The sequence below is a fragment of the Kitasatospora sp. MMS16-BH015 genome (genome assembly GCF_002943525.1).
In the GTDB taxonomy this organism is placed as follows: Bacteria; Actinomycetota; Actinomycetes; order Streptomycetales; family Streptomycetaceae; genus Kitasatospora.
On the sequence record NZ_CP025394.1, the window covers coordinates 952,982 to 972,304 of the forward strand.

Annotated in this window: 16 protein-coding genes and 3 pseudogenes; 9 read left to right on the plus strand and 10 right to left on the minus strand. The window is 71.8% G+C overall.

Translation table 11 applies throughout. The features are described from left to right. Positions 1–50: 50 nt before the first annotated feature. The 4 genes and pseudogenes from CFP65_RS04165 to CFP65_RS04180 form a co-directional block, all read right to left on the minus strand. Positions 51–572: pseudogene (locus CFP65_RS04165) on the minus strand (transposase); the annotation flags it as partial. Between the two features lie 49 nt (positions 573–621). After that, positions 622–1,383 carry a hypothetical protein gene (locus CFP65_RS04170; protein ID WP_104814796.1) on the minus strand — a complete coding sequence of 254 codons (762 nt, stop codon included), beginning with the start codon at positions 1,381–1,383 and terminating at the stop codon, positions 622–624. 87 nt (positions 1,384–1,470) lie between these two features. Beyond that, positions 1,471–2,319: a helix-turn-helix domain-containing protein gene (locus tag CFP65_RS04175; protein ID WP_104814797.1), complete on the minus strand. Its 849-nt coding sequence runs from the start codon at positions 2,317–2,319 to the stop codon at positions 1,471–1,473. A gap of 452 nt (positions 2,320–2,771) precedes the next feature. Beyond that, complete coding sequence (locus CFP65_RS04180) at positions 2,772–4,289, minus strand: recombinase family protein (RefSeq protein ID WP_104814798.1); 1,518 nt, start codon at positions 4,287–4,289, stop codon at positions 2,772–2,774. Between the two features lie 364 nt (positions 4,290–4,653). Between CFP65_RS04180 and CFP65_RS04185 the strand changes: the two genes are divergently transcribed. Further along, on the plus strand, positions 4,654–8,076 hold the full coding sequence (locus CFP65_RS04185; protein ID WP_158702021.1) for a CHAT domain-containing protein: 3,423 nt from the start codon (positions 4,654–4,656) through the stop codon (positions 8,074–8,076). Here CFP65_RS04185 and CFP65_RS04190 read toward each other — a convergent pair. After that, positions 8,051–8,530, minus strand: coding sequence for a GNAT family N-acetyltransferase (locus CFP65_RS04190; RefSeq protein ID WP_104814800.1), 480 nt, complete (start codon positions 8,528–8,530; stop codon positions 8,051–8,053). The genes CFP65_RS04185 and CFP65_RS04190 overlap by 26 nt on opposite strands. 106 nt (positions 8,531–8,636) lie before the next feature. Between CFP65_RS04190 and CFP65_RS04195 the strand changes: the two genes are divergently transcribed. Both CFP65_RS04195 and CFP65_RS04200 read left to right on the plus strand, forming a co-directional pair. Then, positions 8,637–9,698, plus strand: coding sequence for a DUF2332 domain-containing protein (locus CFP65_RS04195; protein WP_104814801.1), 1,062 nt, complete (start codon positions 8,637–8,639; stop codon positions 9,696–9,698). A gap of 58 nt (positions 9,699–9,756) precedes the next feature. Then, positions 9,757–10,533: an arylamine N-acetyltransferase gene (locus CFP65_RS04200; RefSeq protein ID WP_104814802.1), complete on the plus strand. Its 777-nt coding sequence runs from the start codon at positions 9,757–9,759 to the stop codon at positions 10,531–10,533. A 12-nt stretch (positions 10,534–10,545) separates the two neighbouring features. Here the strand turns inward: CFP65_RS04200 and CFP65_RS04205 are convergent, their stop codons facing one another. After that, the gene (locus tag CFP65_RS04205; RefSeq protein WP_104814803.1) at positions 10,546–11,244 is read right to left on the minus strand and encodes an SDR family oxidoreductase; all 699 of its coding nucleotides are present in this window, start codon (positions 11,242–11,244) and stop codon (positions 10,546–10,548) included. A gap of 190 nt (positions 11,245–11,434) precedes the next feature. On the opposite strand from CFP65_RS04205, the gene CFP65_RS04210 reads away from it, so the two are divergent. Continuing rightward, the gene (locus tag CFP65_RS04210) at positions 11,435–11,878 is read left to right on the plus strand and encodes a nitroreductase family deazaflavin-dependent oxidoreductase (protein WP_104814804.1); all 444 of its coding nucleotides are present in this window, start codon (positions 11,435–11,437) and stop codon (positions 11,876–11,878) included. 73 nt (positions 11,879–11,951) lie between these two features. Here the strand turns inward: CFP65_RS04210 and merB are convergent, their stop codons facing one another. The 3 genes and pseudogenes from merB to CFP65_RS04230 form a co-directional block, all read right to left on the minus strand. After that, entirely contained in the window at positions 11,952–12,281 is a 330-nt protein-coding gene (merB, locus tag CFP65_RS42385) for an organomercurial lyase (protein WP_104814805.1), read from the minus strand. Beyond that, a pseudogene (locus CFP65_RS04220) lies at positions 12,194–12,751 on the minus strand (IS5 family transposase); the annotation flags it as partial. The gene merB and the pseudogene CFP65_RS04220, both read right to left, overlap by 88 nt. Positions 12,752–13,151: 400 nt before the next feature. After that, complete coding sequence (locus CFP65_RS04230; RefSeq protein ID WP_104820645.1) at positions 13,152–14,678, minus strand: hypothetical protein; 1,527 nt, start codon at positions 14,676–14,678, stop codon at positions 13,152–13,154. Positions 14,679–15,304: 626 nt separating this feature from the next. Here CFP65_RS04230 and CFP65_RS42390 point away from each other — a divergent pair. From CFP65_RS42390 to CFP65_RS04245, 3 genes and pseudogenes are all read left to right on the plus strand, one after another. Further along, positions 15,305–15,439: pseudogene (locus CFP65_RS42390) on the plus strand (transposase); the annotation flags it as partial. Positions 15,440–15,521: 82 nt separating this feature from the next. Beyond that, positions 15,522–15,926: a hypothetical protein gene (locus CFP65_RS42395; RefSeq protein WP_158702022.1), complete on the plus strand. Its 405-nt coding sequence runs from the start codon at positions 15,522–15,524 to the stop codon at positions 15,924–15,926. Continuing rightward, on the plus strand, positions 15,895–16,530 hold the full coding sequence (locus tag CFP65_RS04245; RefSeq protein ID WP_217368255.1) for a hypothetical protein: 636 nt from the start codon (positions 15,895–15,897) through the stop codon (positions 16,528–16,530). Before CFP65_RS42395 ends, CFP65_RS04245 begins: the two co-directional genes overlap by 32 nt. Here CFP65_RS04245 and CFP65_RS04250 read toward each other — a convergent pair. Beyond that, positions 16,461–17,264, minus strand: a complete 804-nt coding sequence (locus tag CFP65_RS04250) for a transposase (RefSeq protein ID WP_371682360.1) — start codon at positions 17,262–17,264, stop codon at positions 16,461–16,463. The genes CFP65_RS04245 and CFP65_RS04250 overlap by 70 nt on opposite strands. 88 nt (positions 17,265–17,352) lie before the next feature. Between CFP65_RS04250 and CFP65_RS04255 the strand changes: the two genes are divergently transcribed. Beyond that, positions 17,353–17,697: an SHOCT domain-containing protein gene (locus CFP65_RS04255; protein WP_104814808.1), complete on the plus strand. Its 345-nt coding sequence runs from the start codon at positions 17,353–17,355 to the stop codon at positions 17,695–17,697. 118 nt (positions 17,698–17,815) lie between these two features. Then, a complete protein-coding gene (locus tag CFP65_RS04260; RefSeq protein WP_104814809.1) occupies positions 17,816–19,297 on the plus strand; it encodes an SDR family oxidoreductase in 1,482 nt (493 codons plus the stop codon). Positions 19,298–19,323: the final 26 nt, after the last annotated feature.

Sequence of the window (19,323 nt, forward strand, 5' to 3'; positions counted from 1 at the left end):
CCCACAAAGTGATCACAACCCGATACGTGCCCTAAGGCCGTACGCCGACAGACGTAGACGAAATCGCGGTCGGACAGGTCCCGGTCCTGGAAGGCGGCGTGGTCCTCGCTCCACTGCTTTGTCAGCCGGGTGACGGTGGCCGGGGAGAGGCCGGCCGTACCGCCGAGGAACTGCTCCAGCGCCGGAACGAAGTCGCCGGATGACAGGCCATGCAGGTAGAGCAGCGGCAGCACCTCGGAGATCTTCGGGAACTTGCGGCACCACGGCGCCAGGATCTTCGAGGAGAACCGCTTGCGCTCGCCGGTCTCGTGGTCGACGCGCCGGTCGTTCACCCGCGGGGCCCTCACCTCGACCGGTCCGGCGGCGGTGACCACTGTCCGGGGCCGGTGGTGGCCGTTGCGGACCACCAGGCGGTGCCCGCGCCCGTCGGTCTCGGCCGCCAACTCGGCTATGTACTGGTTGACTTCCGCCTCCAGCGCGGCGGCCAGCATCCGCCGAGCTCCCTCCCGGACGATCTCGTCGATCAGGGAGCCGGACTGCGTGGAGCCGTCGTCGGTGACTACGCTGAGCACGGGCGTGCCTTCCCGACCCGCGCTGCAACGCGGGCCTACTCGGAGACCATCAAAGGATCATTCGGGAAGGTACGCCTTCCGCGTGCCTGTCGGCACTGATCCACAGGTCTCCAGCATTGCTCGTGTCATCGCGAAGGGCAGCGACCACTCGGTTCGGTGCGCGGAGCTGACTGGGAACCGGCACCGGGGCGAGGTCGGGCTGGGGCCCCTGGCGACGGCTTTCCGTGGCACCGTCAACGAGGCGGATCTCGAAGTCCCTGCCAGCGTTCCAGTGCCGTTGCGTCTCGATCCGCTTCCCTACGGGGAGGAGTTGGTGCCGCTTGGCGTACTCGATGAGGCGGCGCCAGGTTGCTATCGCCTCGTCCGACGGTGCGGTGACGATGACCTTGTTCTCGGCGACGAGGCGTGCCACCAGCTCGGTCGCTTCCGCCTTTCGGCGGGCGGGCAGCCGGATCTGGGAGGGGCCACTGCGCGCCGGGTTCTTGGGCTTCACTGTTGGCGGCTTGGGTGCAGCGGCTGCAGCGCCCTGGGTCGCGGAACCGGACGCTTTTTGCGGGGCTGCGGGGTGGGAGTCCGCCAGCCGGGCGGGGTGGTCCGGGTGCTGGCCGTGTTCGAGGTAGTAGCGGCCAGCGTCGGTGATCTGGGCTACCCAGCGACCGCCTCGGCGGTCGATGGCGACCAGTCCGAGGTTGCGCAGCGCGTAGCCGGTGGTGCGCGACTTCGAGTCGCTGGGCGAGTCGAGTGCGTCTCCGGACGCGATCCGTTGGAGCAGAGCGAGCTGGCCGGGGTTCAGCGGGTCCCAACGATGCATGACAGCTGCTTACACTCCTCCTGCACGGCTGTGCAACGCACGGCCCGGCGGCGCCCAGGGGCTCGATAGTTCAACGCCGCGCCTTTCTCAGCGGCGGCCGGTTCTGGTCCTGCCGGCGCTGGGGCGGTAGGCGTCCTTGACGATCTGCTCGAGGTCTTCTTCGCTGAACATGCGGTGACTGCCGATCTGCCGGTACGGGACGCGGCCCCGGACGGACTCCGTTCGCAGCCAGGATGCCGCGACGCCGAGGCGCTCGGCCGCCTCCGCCATGGAGTAGAGCAGAGGTCCTGCCCGCTTGCCGGTCGCAGCGGGGCTGGCGCTTTTGTCAGGTTTCGTCACGGGGAGGCCGAGCACGGCCGCGTCGGCCGCGGCGAGCAGCACGCCGAGGCCGCGCAGTCGGGCGACGTCTCCGACGCCGTCGTTGGGTCCGGGGAGACCCAGGGCACGGCGCCCTTGGGTCGCCGGATCGGGCGAGGGGAGCAGCAGGGCGGCGAGGCGGTAGTCCTCCTCGGTGAGCGTGGCCCCCGCGTCGAGTTCACGGCTCAGGCGCAGCCGCTCGCTCTGCAGGGCACGCTTGTCCATCGTCCAGAACCGTTCGCGCAGTTCTTCCCAGCTCGGGTGGGCCTGCACTACGGCCAGGGCGTCGGCTGCCGCGTCCGACCCAGGGTGCCCGCCGGCCTTGCGGTGGAGGGCGCACAGCGTCCCGCCCACCTCAATGGGGAGTTTGCAGGGAAAGCCGAAGAACGACGTCACCGGTGCCGGGCAGCGCGGCCTGTCCAGGGCAAAGGTAGCGTGCGACCCGTTACGGATCCGCTCGATCTGATCGGCCGCGTTCCGGATCATGTGCTTGGGGACGCCCCACTCTTTGGCCGCGTCACGAGGGGTGAGATGGTCGAGTGCCCGGATCCGTTCCATAGGCGTGCCCTTGCCATCCACCGCGCGCTCCCCTCGTCTGCAGTCGCCGAGAAAGTATCTTGGTGGCACTCGGCACAGGACAGTGTCATCTGACCGAGCTTGACGGAGAACTGTGATGATATTGACCGCTATCGATTGAATCTGACCGGCTGTCGGCGCCGGGCGCCCCGTCTCACTGCGTCCACAGTCAGCCGCCAAGGAGGCTACGGTCGACCGCTATCGCTCAGATCGGCAGTCGCAGGTCACGTCCCACGAAGTTCCAGCACCGCAGACCCCCACTCCAGGTTGGCCAGTGGTTCAAGTCCCCCCTCCGTATTGAACCCCTACACTCGCCTGGCCCGCTGTCAGCCAGACCTGCCCTCTTGCGGCACCGTTGAGAGTCTCCTCTCACAGTCGGGTCAGGGCACTGTCGCACCGCCGGCGGCGGAACACCCCGCAGGGCCTTCGACTCTGAGCCCGCGCGAACGCCGCGTTCAGCAGACGCCTTCCGCGTACGCGATTGCGGCCAGCGCGTCCTCCGCAGGTGCGGACGGCCCGAACTGGGCACGCGAGTTGATGGGCGTGTTCTTCGCCTTGGTAGGAGCGGGGTCAACCCACAGTGCAAGCCCGTACTCGATCATCAGGGCGCCCCGCCGTTCGTCCGAGAGACCGGACCACACCTCGGCAAGAGATCGTCCGGTGCGGTGCTCCTCCCAGTGGGGCTCGACCTGAGGGACCGTCTGAAGAACCTTCCGGCGCTCTACCAGGCGGGCCATCCGTTCCCGATAGTCGTCCTCGTCGTCGTCGAAGAGGCCTATGTCCCGGTCGTCACGTAGGCGCCTGATCGCAGCCCGAACCTCCGACAGCTCGCGGGAGGTATCACTTCCGGGGACCCATCGCCGTTCCACCTCCGGCAAGATGCCGTAGACGACGGGGAACTGCTCTCGCACCCAGTCCGCTACCAGGTCCGCCGGAACATAGACCGACGGGCTGTGCGCTGCAGTCTCCCGGCCTCTGCACGTGAACGCCCGCAATCCCGTCCCCGAGACCCATTGCTTGAGATTTCCGCCGCACACCGAGCACTTCAGGCAACCGGACAGCCAGTGCGAGGCGGCCGGTGCCTTGCGTGGGCCCTGCTCGAGTTCGGCCAGACATGTTTGCAGAGCGTCCCACTCATCACGGCTGAAGACTGGGTCCCAGACGAGCACGGGAAGCCCGTCGCCATTCGTCTGAACTTTGCCACCGGGAAGCAGGCGACAGCCGAGCATCGTGGGTGAAGCGAGAATCCGCTTCAGCGAGACTCCTCGCCACTGTGCGGCCTCAGCCTTCGCCAACCCCTTGAGTACGGCGCCACGCTGTCGGCTCGTCGGTTCTTTACGGTCGTTCAGCCGCCGGGCACACTCCGCCATGGTCGCTCCTTCGAGAACCCAGAGCAGCACCTCCCGAAGTACCCCGACCGCGTGAGTGTCCCGCACCAGCACCCGACCCTTGCCGCTCGGGTGGTCGGCCACAGTGAGGCCGTAAGGGATACGCCCGCCGTGGAAGCGGTTCTCCTCCTTCGCCTTCCGCATCGAGTCTGCGACCCGCGCCTTGATCATCTCGCGTTCCAACTCAGCGAAGACTGCGATCATCTGAGCCATCGCTCGACCGGTCGGGCCCGTCATGTCGATGGGCTCGGTCGCCGACACCAAGGCGACTCCGTGCTTGTCCAACTCCTTGACGATCTCGGCGAAGCCCAGGAAGGACCGGGCGATCCGGTCGATCTTCCAGACCATCACCGCGTCCATCCCTGAGAGTTGCTGGAGCAGCTCCTTCATCGCGGGGCGGTCCATCGGCGGGAGTGCCCCGGAGACACCCTCGTCGACGAAGGCGCCAACCACTCGCCCGCCGCGGCGCTTCACTTCCGCCCGGGCGGCTTCGTCCCGACGCTCGATCGACGTGCTCGCCTCGGTGGCTCGCGAGAGCCGCTCGTACAACCCGTACCTGTCCAACGTTCGAACCCCCAGCCTCACGTGACTGTCAATTAGAATTCTACGTCAGGTCGTACGCGGGCTTGAGGTCGTTCAGGAAGCGCATGAAAAGGGCTCTCTGGCTGGGAGAGAGGTACACCTCGGGCGCGGTTGCGGCGGTGCCGCGGGGCGCTCTCGGGCGCCCCGCACCCAACCGTCAATCCTTACGGATACCCGGGTCGAAAGCCAGTTCACGCCCCAAGCTTGAAGATCCACACAACGGCCCCGCGATCACCGCCGTTCAGTCCTGTAGGAATATCCAAACGACCGGCGCCTCTGGTCGATTCCCGGTCGATTCCCGGTCTTCCGTCCTCGACCGACGGCTCGCTCCGGATGATGGGAGGACCACGGCGATCTGGGGGCGGCCATGAGTGAGGACGGCAGCGGGGGAGTCCGCGCACTGCGGATGTGGGCGCGGGACGCCATCGAGCGCGCCGACCGGGTGATCCCGTTCACCGAGGTCGAATGGTTCAGCAGGATGCAGGCCTTCGCCGAGCCCGGCTTCATCGACCGAACGATCGAGGAGTTGACCCACCTCGAACCGCTGCTGCCGGCCCCGGACGACCCGCGCAACGCCGTGCTGACCCGCCTGGGTGTGCTGCTCGCCCTGCGCTACGCCGGCCCGGAGGGCGGCTCGGCCGAAGACCGCACGCGCGGGCTGGCCTACCTCGGGCAGGTGCGGTCGGCCGAGCCCCGAGCCACCGACTGGGAGCGGCAGGGGGCCGCCTTCGGCCTGCTGGCGCTGCGCAACCCCCGCCCCGAGCTGGGCCGGCGCGACGGCCGGCCGGCCGATCACGCGGCGCTGATGGACTGGTACATCAAGGACGGCGGTGCCTTCCAGGCCGACGACCTCCCGGAACTCTTCGCCGACGCGAGGGCCCTCCCGTTGCCCACCGAGCTCCGGCAGCAGCTCGACCAGGCTGGCGCCGGGGCGGCCCTGCTGTCGCACCTGCTGCGTCCGGGCGGCCCGACCGCGACCGCCGAGGAGGTCATCGATGCCTTCCCGGCCGACTTCCCCCTCCTCTCCGAGCTGCGCGCGATGCTGAACCTGCGAGACCGGCTGAACCACAGGGAGCCGGCCACGGAGACGTCCACGACGCCGGAGCCGACCACGGAGCCGGACGCCGGCCCGGCCCGGGGCCGGGCCCGCGTCCTGTCCCACCTGGAGTCCGTCCTGCCCGGCGCGCTCAGCGCGGACCTGCTCCGCGAGATGCAGGAGGAACTCGCCCGGGGTGCGGCCGATCCCGCGCTCGATCCGGAGGACCGGGCGACGGATGCCGTCGTCGCCCTCCTGCCCGATGCGATGAACGCCCTGCGCGGGAACGACCCGGCGCTGCTCCACTCGGTCCTCGGTCGGCTGGCCGAGGTCGCCGACATACTGCCGGAAGGGCACCGGCTGGCCCCTGTGCTGACCTTCCTACGGGCGGCCTACCTCGGCGTCGCGGACCGGATCGGCGGGAACCGCCAGGACGCCGAACTCGGCGCACGCCTGCTCGAAGCCGTCGAGGAGAGGTTCACGGAGGGCGGCGTCTCGCCCGTCCTCACCCCCATCGTCCGCTTGCTGTCCCTCGAATCCCGGTTCAGCCGGGCGGAGCAGGCAGCGGATCCGGCCGCGCTGGACGGGGTCATCGACGAGCTGCTGAGCTTGCGGGAGAGCGTGGCGACGGACCCGGACCTCCACTACCTGACCGTCGTGGAGCTGGCCCTCGCCCAGCTGGCGCGCGGCGACCTGCTGGGCGACGCCGAGGAACGACACCGGGCGCTGGCGCTCCTCGAGGAGGCCGAGCGGCAGGCCGGCAACCTGCACCCGGTCCTGCAGGAGGCGGCGGCGCAGCTGGCCGGCGTCCGGAAGCTCGGCCGGGGGCCGGACGAAGACCCCGCGCTGATCGACGAGGTGCTGTCCGTCCCGCGCCCCAGGGCGACCGGCGCCGGTGATTGGGAGCTCCAGCAGGCCACCGCCCGGCTCGCCCGGCACACCCGCACCGGCGACCGCGCCGACCTCGACGCCGCCATCGCCGCGCTCGAAGGGCTCCGCGAACGCACCCGGGAGGGCCGGGGCACCACCATCGCGGTGGAGACCTACTGGCGCCTCGCGGAGGCCTACGCCGACCGCGCCGACCTCACGGAGGACCCGGAGGACCAGCGGGCCGCCGTCGCCAGCGCCGTGGAGTCGCTGCGCGCGCACAGCGCCGACGTCCTCCTGGAGGCCGGCGCCGAGGACGGCCTGCTCGCCGCCCGCCGGGCCAGCGAGCGGGGTCTGCTGGTCGCCCGCTGGGCGGCGGTGTCCGATCTCCTGCCGGAGGCGGTCGAGGCCCTGGAGCTCGGCCGGGCGATGGTGCTCCAGGCCGCCGCGGACACTGCCGACCTGCCCGAGCGGCTCGCGGCCCGCGGCGCCCAGGAGCTCGCGGAGGCCTGGCGGGCGGCCGCCGCCGGGGCTCCGGCCGGAGCCGGGCTCCCCAGCGACCTGCGCCGCCGCGCGCTGGAGGCCCTGGGCTACCGCCAGGGGGTGTCCGGCACCCCGACCCTCGACGAGCTCTGCGCCGCGCTCGACACCGCCGACACCGACCTGCTGGTCTACCTGGTGCCCGGCGACGGGGAGCAGCCGGGGCTGGGGATCGTGCTCGGGCCGGCCTTCGGTGTGCAGGCGTTCCTGGCCCCCGCCCTGTCCGATGCGCAGAGCGGCCCGCTGCACGCGTACCTGGACGCGGCGGCGGCCCGCTCCGGGCAGCAGGACGCCGAAGCCGACCGCGCCTGGCAGGAGGCCCTCGCCGGCCTGTGCGACTGGGCCTGGCTCGGGGTGATGGGCCCGCTCCACGAGCTGGGCACGACGCTCCGGGCGGCCGACCCCGCCGACCCCGCCCCGCCCCGGGTCGTGCTGGTGCCGTGCGGCAGGCTGGGCGTGGTGCCCTGGCACGCCGCCCGGGTGTACGAGGGGGGCAGGTACCGCTACGCGTGCGAGCGGCTCCTGCTGAGCTACGCCGCCTCCGGGCGCCAGCTGCTCCGCGCGGTGGAGCGCCGCCCGATCCCGGTCGAATCCGCCCCGGTACTGCTCGCCGACCCCCGGCTCGACCTGCTCCACGCGGAGCGCGAGGTGGCCGCCCTGCACGCCGACTGCTACCCGAACGCCCGGCTGTTCGGCGAGTACTACGACCCGCCGGCCCCACCCAGCGCTGCCGGTACTCCGGCCGAAGTCCTGGCGCTGCTGACGACCGGCCAGAAGGCGGTCTCCCTCCTGCACGTGGCCTCGCACGGGTCGGCCGGGCCGCGCCCGACCGAGTCGGCACTCGTCCTGGCGCGCCCGGTCGGCACCGCCCCGGGACCGACCGTGGCCTCCGCACCGGACGCCGGGCTGCTGACGGTGGCGCAGCTCCTCGACGGCGAGGGCCTCACGGCCCGGCCCGCCGGGCCGCTCGTGGTGCTGAGCGCCTGCGAGACCGACCTGAGCACCCGTGACCACGACGAGGCACTGACCCTGACCACGGCCTTCCTGGCCCGGGGCGCCCGGAACGTGGTGGGGTCGCGGTGGACCACCGCCGACGGCGCCTCGGCGGTGATGATGGCGGTCTTCCACCACCACCTGACGGTGGCCCGGCTCGATCCGGCCCATGCCCTCCAGGCGACCCAGCGCTGGATGCTGGACCCGAAGCGCCGGCTGCCCACCGAGGTGCGCGGCCTGCCCGCGTCCTACGGGCAACTGCCGGGCCTGCACCGGCCGGAGGTCTGGGCCGCCTTCATCCACCAGGGCCACCCGGGCCCGGCGCCGGTCAGTCTCCTGTCACCCCCAGACTGAACCGCAGCTTGGGCTTCGCCACCGCCCCGAGCCGCTCGTAGAACCGCACCGCCCCCTCGTTCCACTCCGGCGTCTGCCACTGCACCTCACCGAAGCCGAGCGCCCGGGCCTCGGCCACCACCGCCTCGACCAGCCGCGCCCCGACACCCCCGCCGCGCACGCCCGCGCGGACGTACAGGCAGTCCAGGTGCAGGTACTCCCGCCCCTCCCAGGTGGAGAGCTCCGGCGCGCAGCTCGCGTACCCGACCAGCCCGCCGTCCAGCTCGGCCACCAGCACCCGCAGCCGGGCCGGCCCCGGCCCGAACAGCAGCCCGTGCAGCCGCTCCGCGAGGTCTGCGGCGGGCGCGCCGGCCCGCTCGTACGCCGCGTGCTCGGCCGCCAGCACGGCCACCGCCGCCAACTCCTCGGGCCGCACCGGCCGTACCGACACCGCCCCACCGTCCTGAATGATCATCACCCCATCATGCCGCGCCGCCGCTCTGCGCTGTGATCGCCCCTGTGATCCGCCTCTCACCGAACCGGACCCCCCCCCACCAGCGGGTTCCGGCTAGCGTCGGGGCATGCCTGCCAAGATCACCGTTGCCGAGCGCGAGCGCCTCCGGGCGGCCTTCGCGGACCCGGGCGAATTCGCCACCTCGCCGCTCTACCGGGCGCTCTGCCAGGTGGTGGCCACGGACGACGCGCTGCTGGAGCTGGCCGGCCGGGGGCGCCCGGGCCAGTACCCGACCTTCCTCTTCCTCGGCGCCGTGCACCAGCTGCTGCTGGAGGGCACCGAGCACCCGCTCGCCGGCTACTTCCCCTCGGTCACCACGGACCCGGCGCCGGCCGCCGAGGCCGGGCCGGCCCTCCGGGACTTCTGCGCCGTGCACGAGGGCCGCCTCGCCGAGCTGATCTCCACCCGGCTCGTGCAGACCAACCAGGTGCAGCGCGCGCTGGGCCTGCGGATCGGCCTGGCCACCGTCGCGGAGCGCACCGCGCAGCCGGTGCACCTGATCGAGGTCGGCACCAGCGCCGGGCTCAACCTGCGCTTCGACCGCTACGGCTACCACCTGGGCGGCCGCAGCTACGGCGACCCGGGCTCGCCCGTCCAGCTCCGCGCCGAGCTGCACGGCACCGGCAAGCTCCCCGACCTGGACGCCCTCCCGGCACTGGCGAGCGTGCTCGGCGTGGACCTGGCCCCCGTCGACCTGACCGACCCGGCGGCCCGGGCCTGGCTGCGGGCGCTGATCTGGCCCGAGCACCACGACCAGCGGGCGCTGCTCACCGCCTCCCTCGACCTGGTGGCCGCCGACCCGCCGGCGGTGCTGGCCGGCGACGCGATCGACCTGCTGCCCGGGCTGGCCCGCACCCTGCCGCCGGGCGAGCCCCGGGTGGTCTACCACTCGGCCACCCGGATGCACGTGCCGGAGGCGCGGCTGGCCGCCTTCGACGCCGCGATCGCCGCGCTCGGCGAGACCGGCCCGCTCTGGTGGCTCCAGGTGGAGGACGCCCCCGACCCGGACCCGCGCCCTGCGCCGGTCCTGCGCCACGGCGCCGCCCTCCGCCTGCGCACCCCCGAGGGCACGGCCGAGACCCTCGCCGTGGTCGAGGGCCACCTCCGCTGGGTCGAGACAATCAGCTGACGCCCCCGCGCGCCCGCACCGCCGGGCGCGCCCCGCACCACCGCGAAGGAGCACGACCATGCAGGACACCCGGGTGGACGAGTACCTGGCCCGGATCGGCGCCGCCCGCCCGGCCCGCCCCGACCTCGACGGGCTGCGCCGGCTCCAGGAGGCGCACCTGCTGGCCGTCCCGTTCGAGAACCTGAGCATCCACCTGGGCGAGCCCGTCTCCCTGGACGAGGACGCGCTGCTCGCCAAGATCGTCGACCGCCGCCGGGGCGGGTTCTGCTACGAGCTCAACGGCGCCTTCGCCGCCCTGCTCACCGCCCTCGGCTACCGGGTCGACCTGCTCAGCGCCCGGGTGTTCGGCGCGGCCGGGCTCACCACGCCCTTCGACCACCTCGCCCTGCGGGTCCAGCTCGACGGGCCCTGGCTGGTCGACGTCGGCTTCGGCCGCTTCGCCCGGCAGCCGCTGCGCCTGGACACCCGCGAACCCCAGCCCGACCCGGCCGGCACCTTCACCGTCGAGGCGACCCCCGAGGGCGACCTGGACGTGACCATGGCCGGCGAGGCCCAGTACCGGCTCGACCAACGCCCTTACGCCCTCACCGACTTCGCCCCCACCTGCTGGTACCAGACCACCTCGCCGGCCTCGCACTTCACCGTCTCCTCCACCTGCTCCCGCCCCACCCCCGCCGGCGGCCGCGTCACCCTGGCCGGCACCCGCCTGATCACCACCACCCCGGACGGCACCCGCACCGAAGCCGACCTCACTCCCGCCGAGGCCCTCACCGCCTACCGCGACCACTTCGGCATCACCCTCGACCGCCTGCCCGGCCTGCCCGGCCGGCCCTGAGCGCCTCCCCGCTCAGCCGAGCTGGCCGGCGGGGCGCACCACGAGGTGGCTGAGGTCCACGCCCTCGGGCTGGTTGACGGCGTAGAGGATCGTCGCGGCGACCTGCTCGGGGGTCAGGGTCTGGGCCGGGTCGGGGCAGCCGCCGCGCTCGTCCCAGAACGGGGTGTCCACCACGCCCGGGGCGACCAGGGTCACGCCGATGCCGTCCTTGGCCACCAGCAGGCGGACGTTCTCGACCAGGGCGTGCGCGGCCCACTTGGTGACCGAGTACATGTTGCCGGGCGTGTTCCTGATGCCCGCGATCGAACCGACCACCACGATCCGGCCCTTGGACCGGCGCAGGTGCGGCAGCGTCTGCTGCACCAGCAGGGCCGGGCCGAGCACGTTGGTGAGCACCATGGCGCGCATGGCCTCGGCCTCGTGGTCCTCCAGGGTGCCGGGCAGGGAGAACCCGGCGTTGGCGATCACCGTGTCCAACCGGCCCCAGGAGTCGACGACCCGGCCCACGGCGGCGGCGACGTGGTGCTCGTCGGCGGCGTCCCCGCCGATGGTCAGCAGCCGCTCCCCCGCACCGGCGGAGGCCGCGAAGGCGGCCAGCCGGTCGGCGTCGCGGCCGGTGACCGCCACCCGGTGCCCCTGCTCGAGCAGGCCGCGGGCGGTGGCCGCCCCGATGCCGCTCGAACCGCCGGTGATCAATGTGACAGGTCCCATGGGATGCCCCTCCGCACCGATGGCGGCACCGGCGCCCCGCCGGACCTCCGGCCCCGGTGACCGTGCGCCGCCAGTGATCAACTTCTGTCGCGGGCCGAGATGCTACTCCCCCGACGGACGCGTGCGGTCCACGGCTCACCGTGCCGGACCGGCCCGGCAGGGTCCGGAGGCGACCGATGGGGTGTGCGCGATGCCGCTCGAAGGCGAGTACCAGCCGAGTCCGATGCAGTGGATCCGCGAGCAGGTCGAGCTGTACGAGAGCTCGGGCGGCACACAGGGCACCACGCTCCGGGACACCGGGCTGCCGGTGGTGATGGTCACCGTGCGCGGCGCGCGCAGCGGCCGGCTGCACAAGGTCCCGCTGATGCGGGTAGAGCACGGGGGCTGCTACGCGGCGGTGGCCTCGAAGGGCGGCTTCCCGCGCCACCCGGACTGGTACTTCAACCTCCGGGCCCACCCGGAGGTGGACCTCCAGGACGGCCCCGCGCTCCGGGCCATGACCGCCCGCGAGCTGGCCGGCGAGGAGCGGGCCCGGTGGTGGGAGCGGGCGGTGGCCGCCTACCCGCCGTACGCCGAGTACCAGGCGAAGACGGCCCGGGTGATCCCGGTCTTCCTGCTGGAACCCGAGCGCTGAGTACTCCGGATCCCCGAGGGCTTGGAACTTCTCACAGAATGATCGAGGACGCTGCCGGGTGGAGGACTTGGGGTCAGAAGAGGTCCGCCAGCCGCTTGCCGATGTCCCATGCCTCGTCGACGGTGCAGGCAGCCAGATCAGTGGCTTGTTCCGCGGCGGCTTCGGCGAGCTGGGTTGTGGCGTAGAAGTTGACGCGGTTGCAGAAGACCTCGCGGATGTCGGCGCCGGTAGCCGGGGCGATGGTGACGGCGGCGGTGGCGGGAGCCGGGCCGCGGACGCCGTCCGGCGTGACGGTGAGGGTGCCAGGCCGAGGAAGGCTTCGTGGATGTCGTCGCGGATCTCCCAGCGGATACGCAGGCGGCGGAACCAGTGCAGATGGGCAAAGGCTCGCTCGACAACCCAACGTTGAGTGCCCAGTCCAGAGCCGTGCTTCGTGCCGCGTCTGGCGATCACTGGCTTCACGCCGAGGGCACGGACGAGGCGTCGGTACTTGTCGTGGCCGTAGCCACGGTCACCGAGCACCACGTCGGGCCGGTGCCGGGGCCGCCCTCGCTCGCCTCGCACCGGCGGAACCCCGTCAAGCAGCGGGATGAGCTGGGTGACATCGCTACGGTTGCCGCCGGTCAGCGTGACCGCGAGCGGGATACCGGTGGCATCAGTGATCAAATGATGCTTACTGCCTGCCCTGCCCCGGTCCACAGGGCTTCGTCCCGCTTTGGAGCCCCCTTTAACGCCCGGATGCGGGAGCCGTCGACCGCCACCCGGGGGAAGTCCGGCGCACCCGCACTGCGGAGCCTGGCCAGCAGGACCGCGTGGAGCCGGGGGCCACACACCGGCCTCGCTCCATTCGGCCAGGCGACGCCAGCACGTCATCCCGGAGCCGAAGCCGAGCTCCTGCAGCAGCGGCTCGACCACCGCTCACGGGCGTTCGTCCCAGTGGCGAGTCGCCCATGCCTGCCGGATCAGACTACGCACAGTGATGATTATGTCGGCGCGGTCGGAGAATGCCTCGATGACGGCGGCGTGCCGCTCGTAGCGGCGAGCGAGAAGACTGCTCCGGCAACCAGGATTACGAGGTGTGCTCGTAATCCTGAAGAAGAGAATCCTCGGTGGACGATGTCCGCAGCTGATCCGGCAGATGCTCAAGGCCGAGTATGCGGAGGACCGGCGGGCGAACGCCACGCTCAGCGGTGCACCACAGGGAGGCCTGGCCTCTATCTGGCCCACCGCGCTCACTGCTTCCTGACGGACCGCCCTCCCGCCCTGCCCGTCCTCAGTTGACCTCCCGCACTCTCGCAGCAGTCCGCTCGGCGAGCTCGCGGATGCCGTTCGCGGCGTTCTCCGAGAGCTCGCCGAGTATGGCGTCGGCGGCCGTGAGGAGGACACGAGCTTCCTCGGGGCGGCCCGCGGCGGCCAAGGCGAGGGTGAGCCGGTAATGCTCCTCGGCGATGAAGCGGCCGAGGTTGACCTGCTGCCAGCAGCGCAGTGAGCCGTCGCCCGGGGCGGCCAGGGCGTCACGCACGGCGGCCAGGCTGTCCGCCGCCTGCGACAACCGGCCCGCCTCCCGCTCCAGGCGGGCCAAGGTGCGCCGAGCCGAGGCCTGGTCCCATGCCGTCTCCTGGAGGGCTGCGTACAGGTGCTGGGCACGCAGCGCCTGGGGAAGATCGCCGAGCTCCTCGAAGTCCCGGGCGAGCCCGCTCAGCGGAGCCGTCGTCAGGGTGCGGGGCGCCTCGGGGCGGCGGAGTCTGCTCTGGTCCAGGAAGATGTCGTCGAGTTCGCGGATCAGCGCCACCCGCGCGAGGTCCGTCATCCCCTGATCCCGCGCCAGGTCGGTCCATGTGGAGACCGGCTCGCCCATCGGGTCCGTCCCGAACATCGACTCGTCGAGCGCCCGCGCCCACTGTTTCAAGTCGTCCGCGCTCGCACCCGGTTCCGGTATACCGCCCAGGCCGCACGCCGTATCGAAGTCCGTCTCCCGGACCTCAAGCAGCAGCGGCAGATCTGCGGTGTCCCCGCGCAGCCCCACCAGCACGGCCGCGAGCCGCAGTTCGTCCGTCATCGATGACCGTGTCTCGTGCCGCAGCAGATGCCGAAGCAGCTCCAGATCTCCCTCAGCGCGGTCGAACTGCGCGGCCCGCAGGGTGATCCGGCGCCGCACCGGGTCCTCGGCGACTTCACGCCATGCCGTGCGGTCGCCCTCCCGCAGCCGGGCGAGATCGGCGCGGCCCGCCGCGAGCACTGGCTCCCACAGCGGGGGACCGGCCGGGCCTATCCGGTCGTACGCGCACCCCTCATCCGCGTTGAGCAGTACGAATTCAGGCTCGGTGCGCAGCAGCGCGGCACGCAGCCTGCCCACCAGCTCGACCGGGGAGCGTTTCGGGAAGCCCAGCGCCGCACGGAGCTCGGCACGCTCCTCGTCGATTCCGTAGTACTCACGGATCTCGTCCTCGGTCTCCGCGACGCACGCCAGGATCTTCTCCTCACCGTCGTCTGGCGACAGACGTGTGTAGCCGCGCCAGCCGGGCAAGCCGATCACGAGCTCCAGGGCCTCGTCGACGCTCGAGCCGATGATCCCCGCAGCACCCTCGGAGTCGGCGTAGAGCACCGAGCCGTCCGCGCACACGAAGTACGTACCGCCGGTATCGTCCCCGGCTACCGTCTCCAGCGACCCGCCCGAGGCGAGGCGGACCTCCTCGACATGGCCGTGGGCGGCACGGTCCAGGTCGAAGTCGAAGGGGAAGGCGGCCAGTTCGGCCAGGCGGCGGTCCTGCCGCAGCAGCCATAGCGCGTGATCGGTCATGTCACAGAACGTAACACCGTCCACCGACAGTGATAGTCGTAACCGGGTCTCCGGTGGTTGTGGCTCTGCCACTGACTGATGCCCTGCTGGGCTGTCCTCCGGTTGTTCTGTCCAGCTGCCGGGCCCCGCTTTTCAACGGCCCTGGCCGGGTGGAGCATGACCTCACAGCGGCGGTCGCCTTCGTCACCGCCCACGGCACCGTGGCCGCGATCGGGGTGGAAGGCACCTCCTCCTACGGCTCGGGCTTCACCCGCACCGCCCGCCAAGCCGGACTGGCGGTGGTCGAGGTAGACCGACCGGACTGGGCCGAACGCCGTCGGGGCGGCAAGTCCGACCCCATCGACGCCTACGCCGCCGCCCGGGCCGCCCTTTCCGGCCGGGCCTCCAGCGCCCAAGGACGACACGATCACCGGCATCCGGGCCCTCGGCGCCCCCGAGGACATCCGCGCGAAGCACAGCACTCTGCGGGGCGACAAACGCACTGAGGCCCTCGCCCGCCTGGGCCCCGCCCGCAATGGCGTCCGCATCGCGGTGCTGACCGCGCTCAAGACCCTCGCCAAACGCGTCCAGGCCCTCACCGCCGCACCGCCGCCCTTGACTCCCTGGTCACAGAGCTCAACCCCGGCCTGCGCGCCGCCTACGGCGTCGGCCTCGACTCCGCCGCCCAGCTGCTGATCACCGCGGGCGGTAACCCCGACAGGCTTAGAACCGAGGCGTCCTTCGCGGCCCTGTGCGGCGTCGCCCCCGTCCCCGCCTCCAGCGGCAGGACCAACCCGCCACCGCCTGTCCCGCGGCGGCGACCGCGCCGCCAACGCCGCCCTCTACCGGATAGCCCTGTGCCGGATGTCCAGCGACCCGCGCACCCGCGACTACGTCGCCCGCCAGACCGCGGCCGGCCGAACGAAGAAGGAGATCATCCGCCTCCTCAAGCGCGCCCTCGTCCGGGAGATCTTCCGCTGCCCCACCACGACCGTCGCGGTCCCCGAGACCGCCGACCTCCGCCCGGCACGCCAGGCCAAGAACATCCCCCTCGCCGCCGTCGCCCACCACTTCGGCGTCTGGCCCGCCGTCATCTCCACATCGAACGCGGCACCCGCCGCGACGACTTCCTCGCAGCCGCCTACTGCGACTGGCTCACCGCCGATCAACGACCGGCCTCGACATAACCGGGATGCCTCACCGGCGGAGATTGAGGAACACTCTGCGGGTGATCGTGATGCAGCCCGTCCTCGAGATTTACGCCCCTGACGACTTCGCACTCTGGCCCATCGCCGCGTGGAAGCAGTTCGAGTACCTGACACTCAACGGTGGACTCGACCCCGCCGAGGTCGGGATCGCGATCATGCGCATCGCCGAGTGCAACGACCTTGACCCCGATCCCGAGAACGGCGATGACCGGCCGCCCCGGCCGGCTGACCCGACCGAGTCTTTCCTCCACGGACTGCTGACCTTCGACAGCCTTCACGTCACCGGTGGCCTGCGAGTTACCGACACCTCCACCGGGATCACCTTCGTGCCCGGCTGCTGCGGCGGGCTGGAAGACTGGCGCGACTGGTCCTCGGTCACCGACGGCACCGGCGCTGCCATGTTCGGCCACGACCCCGTCGCTCTTGCCGAGCGCGACGGCGACACCGTTCGGCTGACCGTCGACCGCGAGCAGAGCGACAGCCCCGTGATCGAGTTGCCCGTCACCGACCTCCGCCACCTGCTGGCCGGCGCAGAACGCGACCTCACCGACTTCCACCAACTCGCAGCCAACTGGATCGCCCAACACCTCCCCGATCAGGCCATCCGCGTCACCGCCGCCGTCGCCGACGCTCTTGATCTGCTCCAACCGAACGCGGCGCCATAGAAACCACCCAAGCAACGGCCCACATCAACGCTTACACGCCCTGTCGCCCATGCCTGTCGAATCGGGCTACGTACGGTGATGATCGTGTCGGCGGGGTCGAAGAAGGCGTCGATGACGGTGGTACGCCACTCGTAGCAGCGGGCGGGCCGGTAGAAGGCGTTCTGACAGGCGCGGGTGCGTTCGACATGCCAACGCTGACTGGCCTGGACGGGCGCATTCTCCCCCTTGTGCGCGACGCGTCCGCGCAGGCAGCGTTCGCTGAGTAGCGCGCGGGTCTTGTCCGACTCGTAGCCGGCGTCCAGGTGCACGGTGATGTCGTCGGGCACCGGCCCCAGGTCCTCCAGACGGTCCAGGGTCGGAGCGAGCAACGGGGAGTCGTGGCGGTTTGCACCGGCCAGGACACGGCCCAGTGGAATGCCGTACCCGTCCGTCGTGCCCGAGCGTTTGCGCCCTGTCTGCCGCGGTCGACCGGTGGGCGGCCGGCGACCTCGCCGCGTCCGGGCGCCTTGGTGATGGAGCCGTCCACGGCGATCTGATCGAGGACCAGGCCGACGGTCCGGTCGTAGGAGTCCAGTGCGATCTGCTTGAGCCGGGCGAACACGCCGAGTCGGATCCACTCGTCGCGGCGGCTGCGGATCGTGGCAGCCGAGTGGGTCATGGCGGCGATCGCCTCGCAGCAGGACCACGAATTGATCCCAGAGCGGTTCGATGAGCCACGATGGAAGCGCGGGCACAGGCCTCCCAGGCGATCGCCTATCAGCGCGACCTTCTTAGGTAGGGCTTATCCCGGCGGGGTAGGTGGCAGGGTGGAGGTGAGTGACCATGAGGCACTTCCACCAGTTCGGCCCCCACCACGGCGGGTGGGTCTGGGTGCTGTCGGGCATCACGATGATCCTGCTCTGCCTGGTGCTGATCGCGGTGCTGGTCACCCTGGTGCGGTTCTGGTCGCACCGGTCCGGCCCCGGCGCCCAGCGCCACTACGGCGGCCCCAAGGGCCCCGGCTGGCAGCAGCACGGCGGCGCACCCGGCTGGCAGCCGCCCGCCCCGCCGCAGGACCCGGCCAAGCTGCTCGCGGACCGGCTCGCCCGGGGCGAGATCGACCCGGAGGACTACCGTCAGCGGCTCGCCGCGCTCCAGCAACCGCCGCCGGGCGCACCGGGTCTGTAAGGGATCTCTCACCGTCACCCGACCGAGGGAGGTTTGGCCCGCCGCCCGGCACTCCGTACAGTTCGTCTTTGGACCAGGCACGGTGCCGGGCCGGGCGGACGAGGAAGCAGCGGCGAGCATGACGGAGCAGGACACCCCGGAGGAGCAGATCGAGTATGGCCCGGGCATCGCGCCCGAGCGGCTGGAGCTCTTCCTCGCCGTGCTCGCCGAGCTGGACGAGCTGGAGGTCGACCACCCGGACGCGATCAAGGTCCGGATGGCCGTGGGCGGCATCTTCCGCACGCTCAAGCAGCGCCGCCGCCAGGAGACCCGGGCCCGCAAGACGGCCAACGACCGCGCCGTCACGGCGGCCACGGCCACCGGCGCCCCCGGCCGGATCGACGACGAGACCGCCGGGGCCTTCGGCCTGACCACCGCCACCACCACCGAGATCGCCGGGATCCTGGAGCGGCCCCGCTCCTGCTACACCTGCAAGACCCGGTACGTGCAGGTGGACGCGTTCTACCACCAGCTCTGCCCGCCCTGCGCCAAGGACAACCGCAGCCGCCGGGACGCCTCCGTCGACCTCAGCGGACGCCGCGCGCTGCTCACCGGCGGCCGGGCCAAGATCGGGATGTACATCGCGCTGCGGCTGCTGCGCGACGGCGCCCACACCACCATCACCACCCGCTTCCCCAAGGACGCGATCCGCCGCTTCAAGGCGATGCCGGACAGCGCCGAGTGGCTGCACCGCCTGAAGATCGTCGGCATCGACCTGCGCGACCCGGCCCAGGTGGTCGCGCTCGCCGACTCGGTGGCCGCCGAGGGCCCGCTGGACATCCTGATCAACAACGCCGCGCAGACCGTGCGCCGCTCGCCGCAGGCGTACAGCGAGCTGGTCGCGGGCGAGCAGGCCCCGCTGCCCGCCGGCGAGCTGCCCGTCTCCGAGGTGTTCGGCAGCTTCGGCAGCGGCAGCGTCGAGCGCCCGATGCTGCCCGGCCAGCCCTCCGGCACCCACGAGGCGCTGACCGCCGACGACGTGGCCGCGCTCGCCCTGGTCACCGGCTCGGCCTCGCCGGCCCGGATCGAGGCCGGCACCGCGATCGACGCCGGCGGCCTGGTGCCCGACCTGCACGACACCAACACCTGGGTGCAGACCGTCGGCGAGGTCGACCCGGTCGAGCTGCTGGAGGTGCAGCTCTGCAACGTCACCGCGCCGTTCGTGCTGGTCAGCCGCCTGCGCCCGGCGATGGCGGCCTCCACGGCCCGCCGCAAGTACGTGGTGAACGTCTCCGCGATGGAGGGCCAGTTCAGCCGCGCGTACAAGGGCGCCGGCCACCCGCACACCAACATGGCCAAGGCCGCGCTCAACATGCTCACCCGCACCTCCGCCAAGGAGATGCTGGAGACCGACGGCATCCTGATGACCGCCGTGGACACCGGCTGGATCACCGACGAGCGCCCGCACCCGGACAAGATGCGCCTCGCCGAGGAGGGCTTCCACGCCCCGCTCGACCTGGTCGACGGCGCGGCCCGGGTCTACGACCCGATCGTCCAGGGCGAGTTGGGCCAGGACCTCTACGGCTGCTTCCTCAAGGACTTCAAGCCCTCCGCCTGGTAGCACCCCCGCTGGTAGCCTCCGGTGAC

Bases quoted from the DNA above. Each gene is read 5' to 3' on its own strand.
- CFP65_RS04170 (WP_104814796.1), bottom strand. From the start codon at position 1,383: ATGCATCGTTGGGACCCGCTGAACCCCGGCCAGCTCGCTCTGCTCCAA.
- CFP65_RS04185 (WP_158702021.1), top strand. From the start codon at position 4,654: ATGAGTGAGGACGGCAGCGGGGGAGTCCGCGCACTGCGGATGTGGGCG.
- CFP65_RS04190 (WP_104814800.1), bottom strand. From the start codon at position 8,530: ATGATCATTCAGGACGGTGGGGCGGTGTCGGTACGGCCGGTGCGGCCC.
- CFP65_RS04195 (WP_104814801.1), top strand. From the start codon at position 8,637: ATGCCTGCCAAGATCACCGTTGCCGAGCGCGAGCGCCTCCGGGCGGCC.
- CFP65_RS04200 (WP_104814802.1), top strand. From the start codon at position 9,757: ATGCAGGACACCCGGGTGGACGAGTACCTGGCCCGGATCGGCGCCGCC.
- CFP65_RS04205 (WP_104814803.1), bottom strand. From the start codon at position 11,244: ATGGGACCTGTCACATTGATCACCGGCGGTTCGAGCGGCATCGGGGCG.
- CFP65_RS04210 (WP_104814804.1), top strand. From the start codon at position 11,435: ATGCCGCTCGAAGGCGAGTACCAGCCGAGTCCGATGCAGTGGATCCGC.
- CFP65_RS04230 (WP_104820645.1), bottom strand. From the start codon at position 14,678: ATGACCGATCACGCGCTATGGCTGCTGCGGCAGGACCGCCGCCTGGCC.
- CFP65_RS42395 (WP_158702022.1), top strand. From the start codon at position 15,522: ATGTCCAGCGACCCGCGCACCCGCGACTACGTCGCCCGCCAGACCGCG.
- CFP65_RS04245 (WP_217368255.1), top strand. From the start codon at position 15,895: ATGCAGCCCGTCCTCGAGATTTACGCCCCTGACGACTTCGCACTCTGG.
- CFP65_RS04255 (WP_104814808.1), top strand. From the start codon at position 17,353: ATGAGGCACTTCCACCAGTTCGGCCCCCACCACGGCGGGTGGGTCTGG.
- CFP65_RS04260 (WP_104814809.1), top strand. From the start codon at position 17,816: ATGACGGAGCAGGACACCCCGGAGGAGCAGATCGAGTATGGCCCGGGC.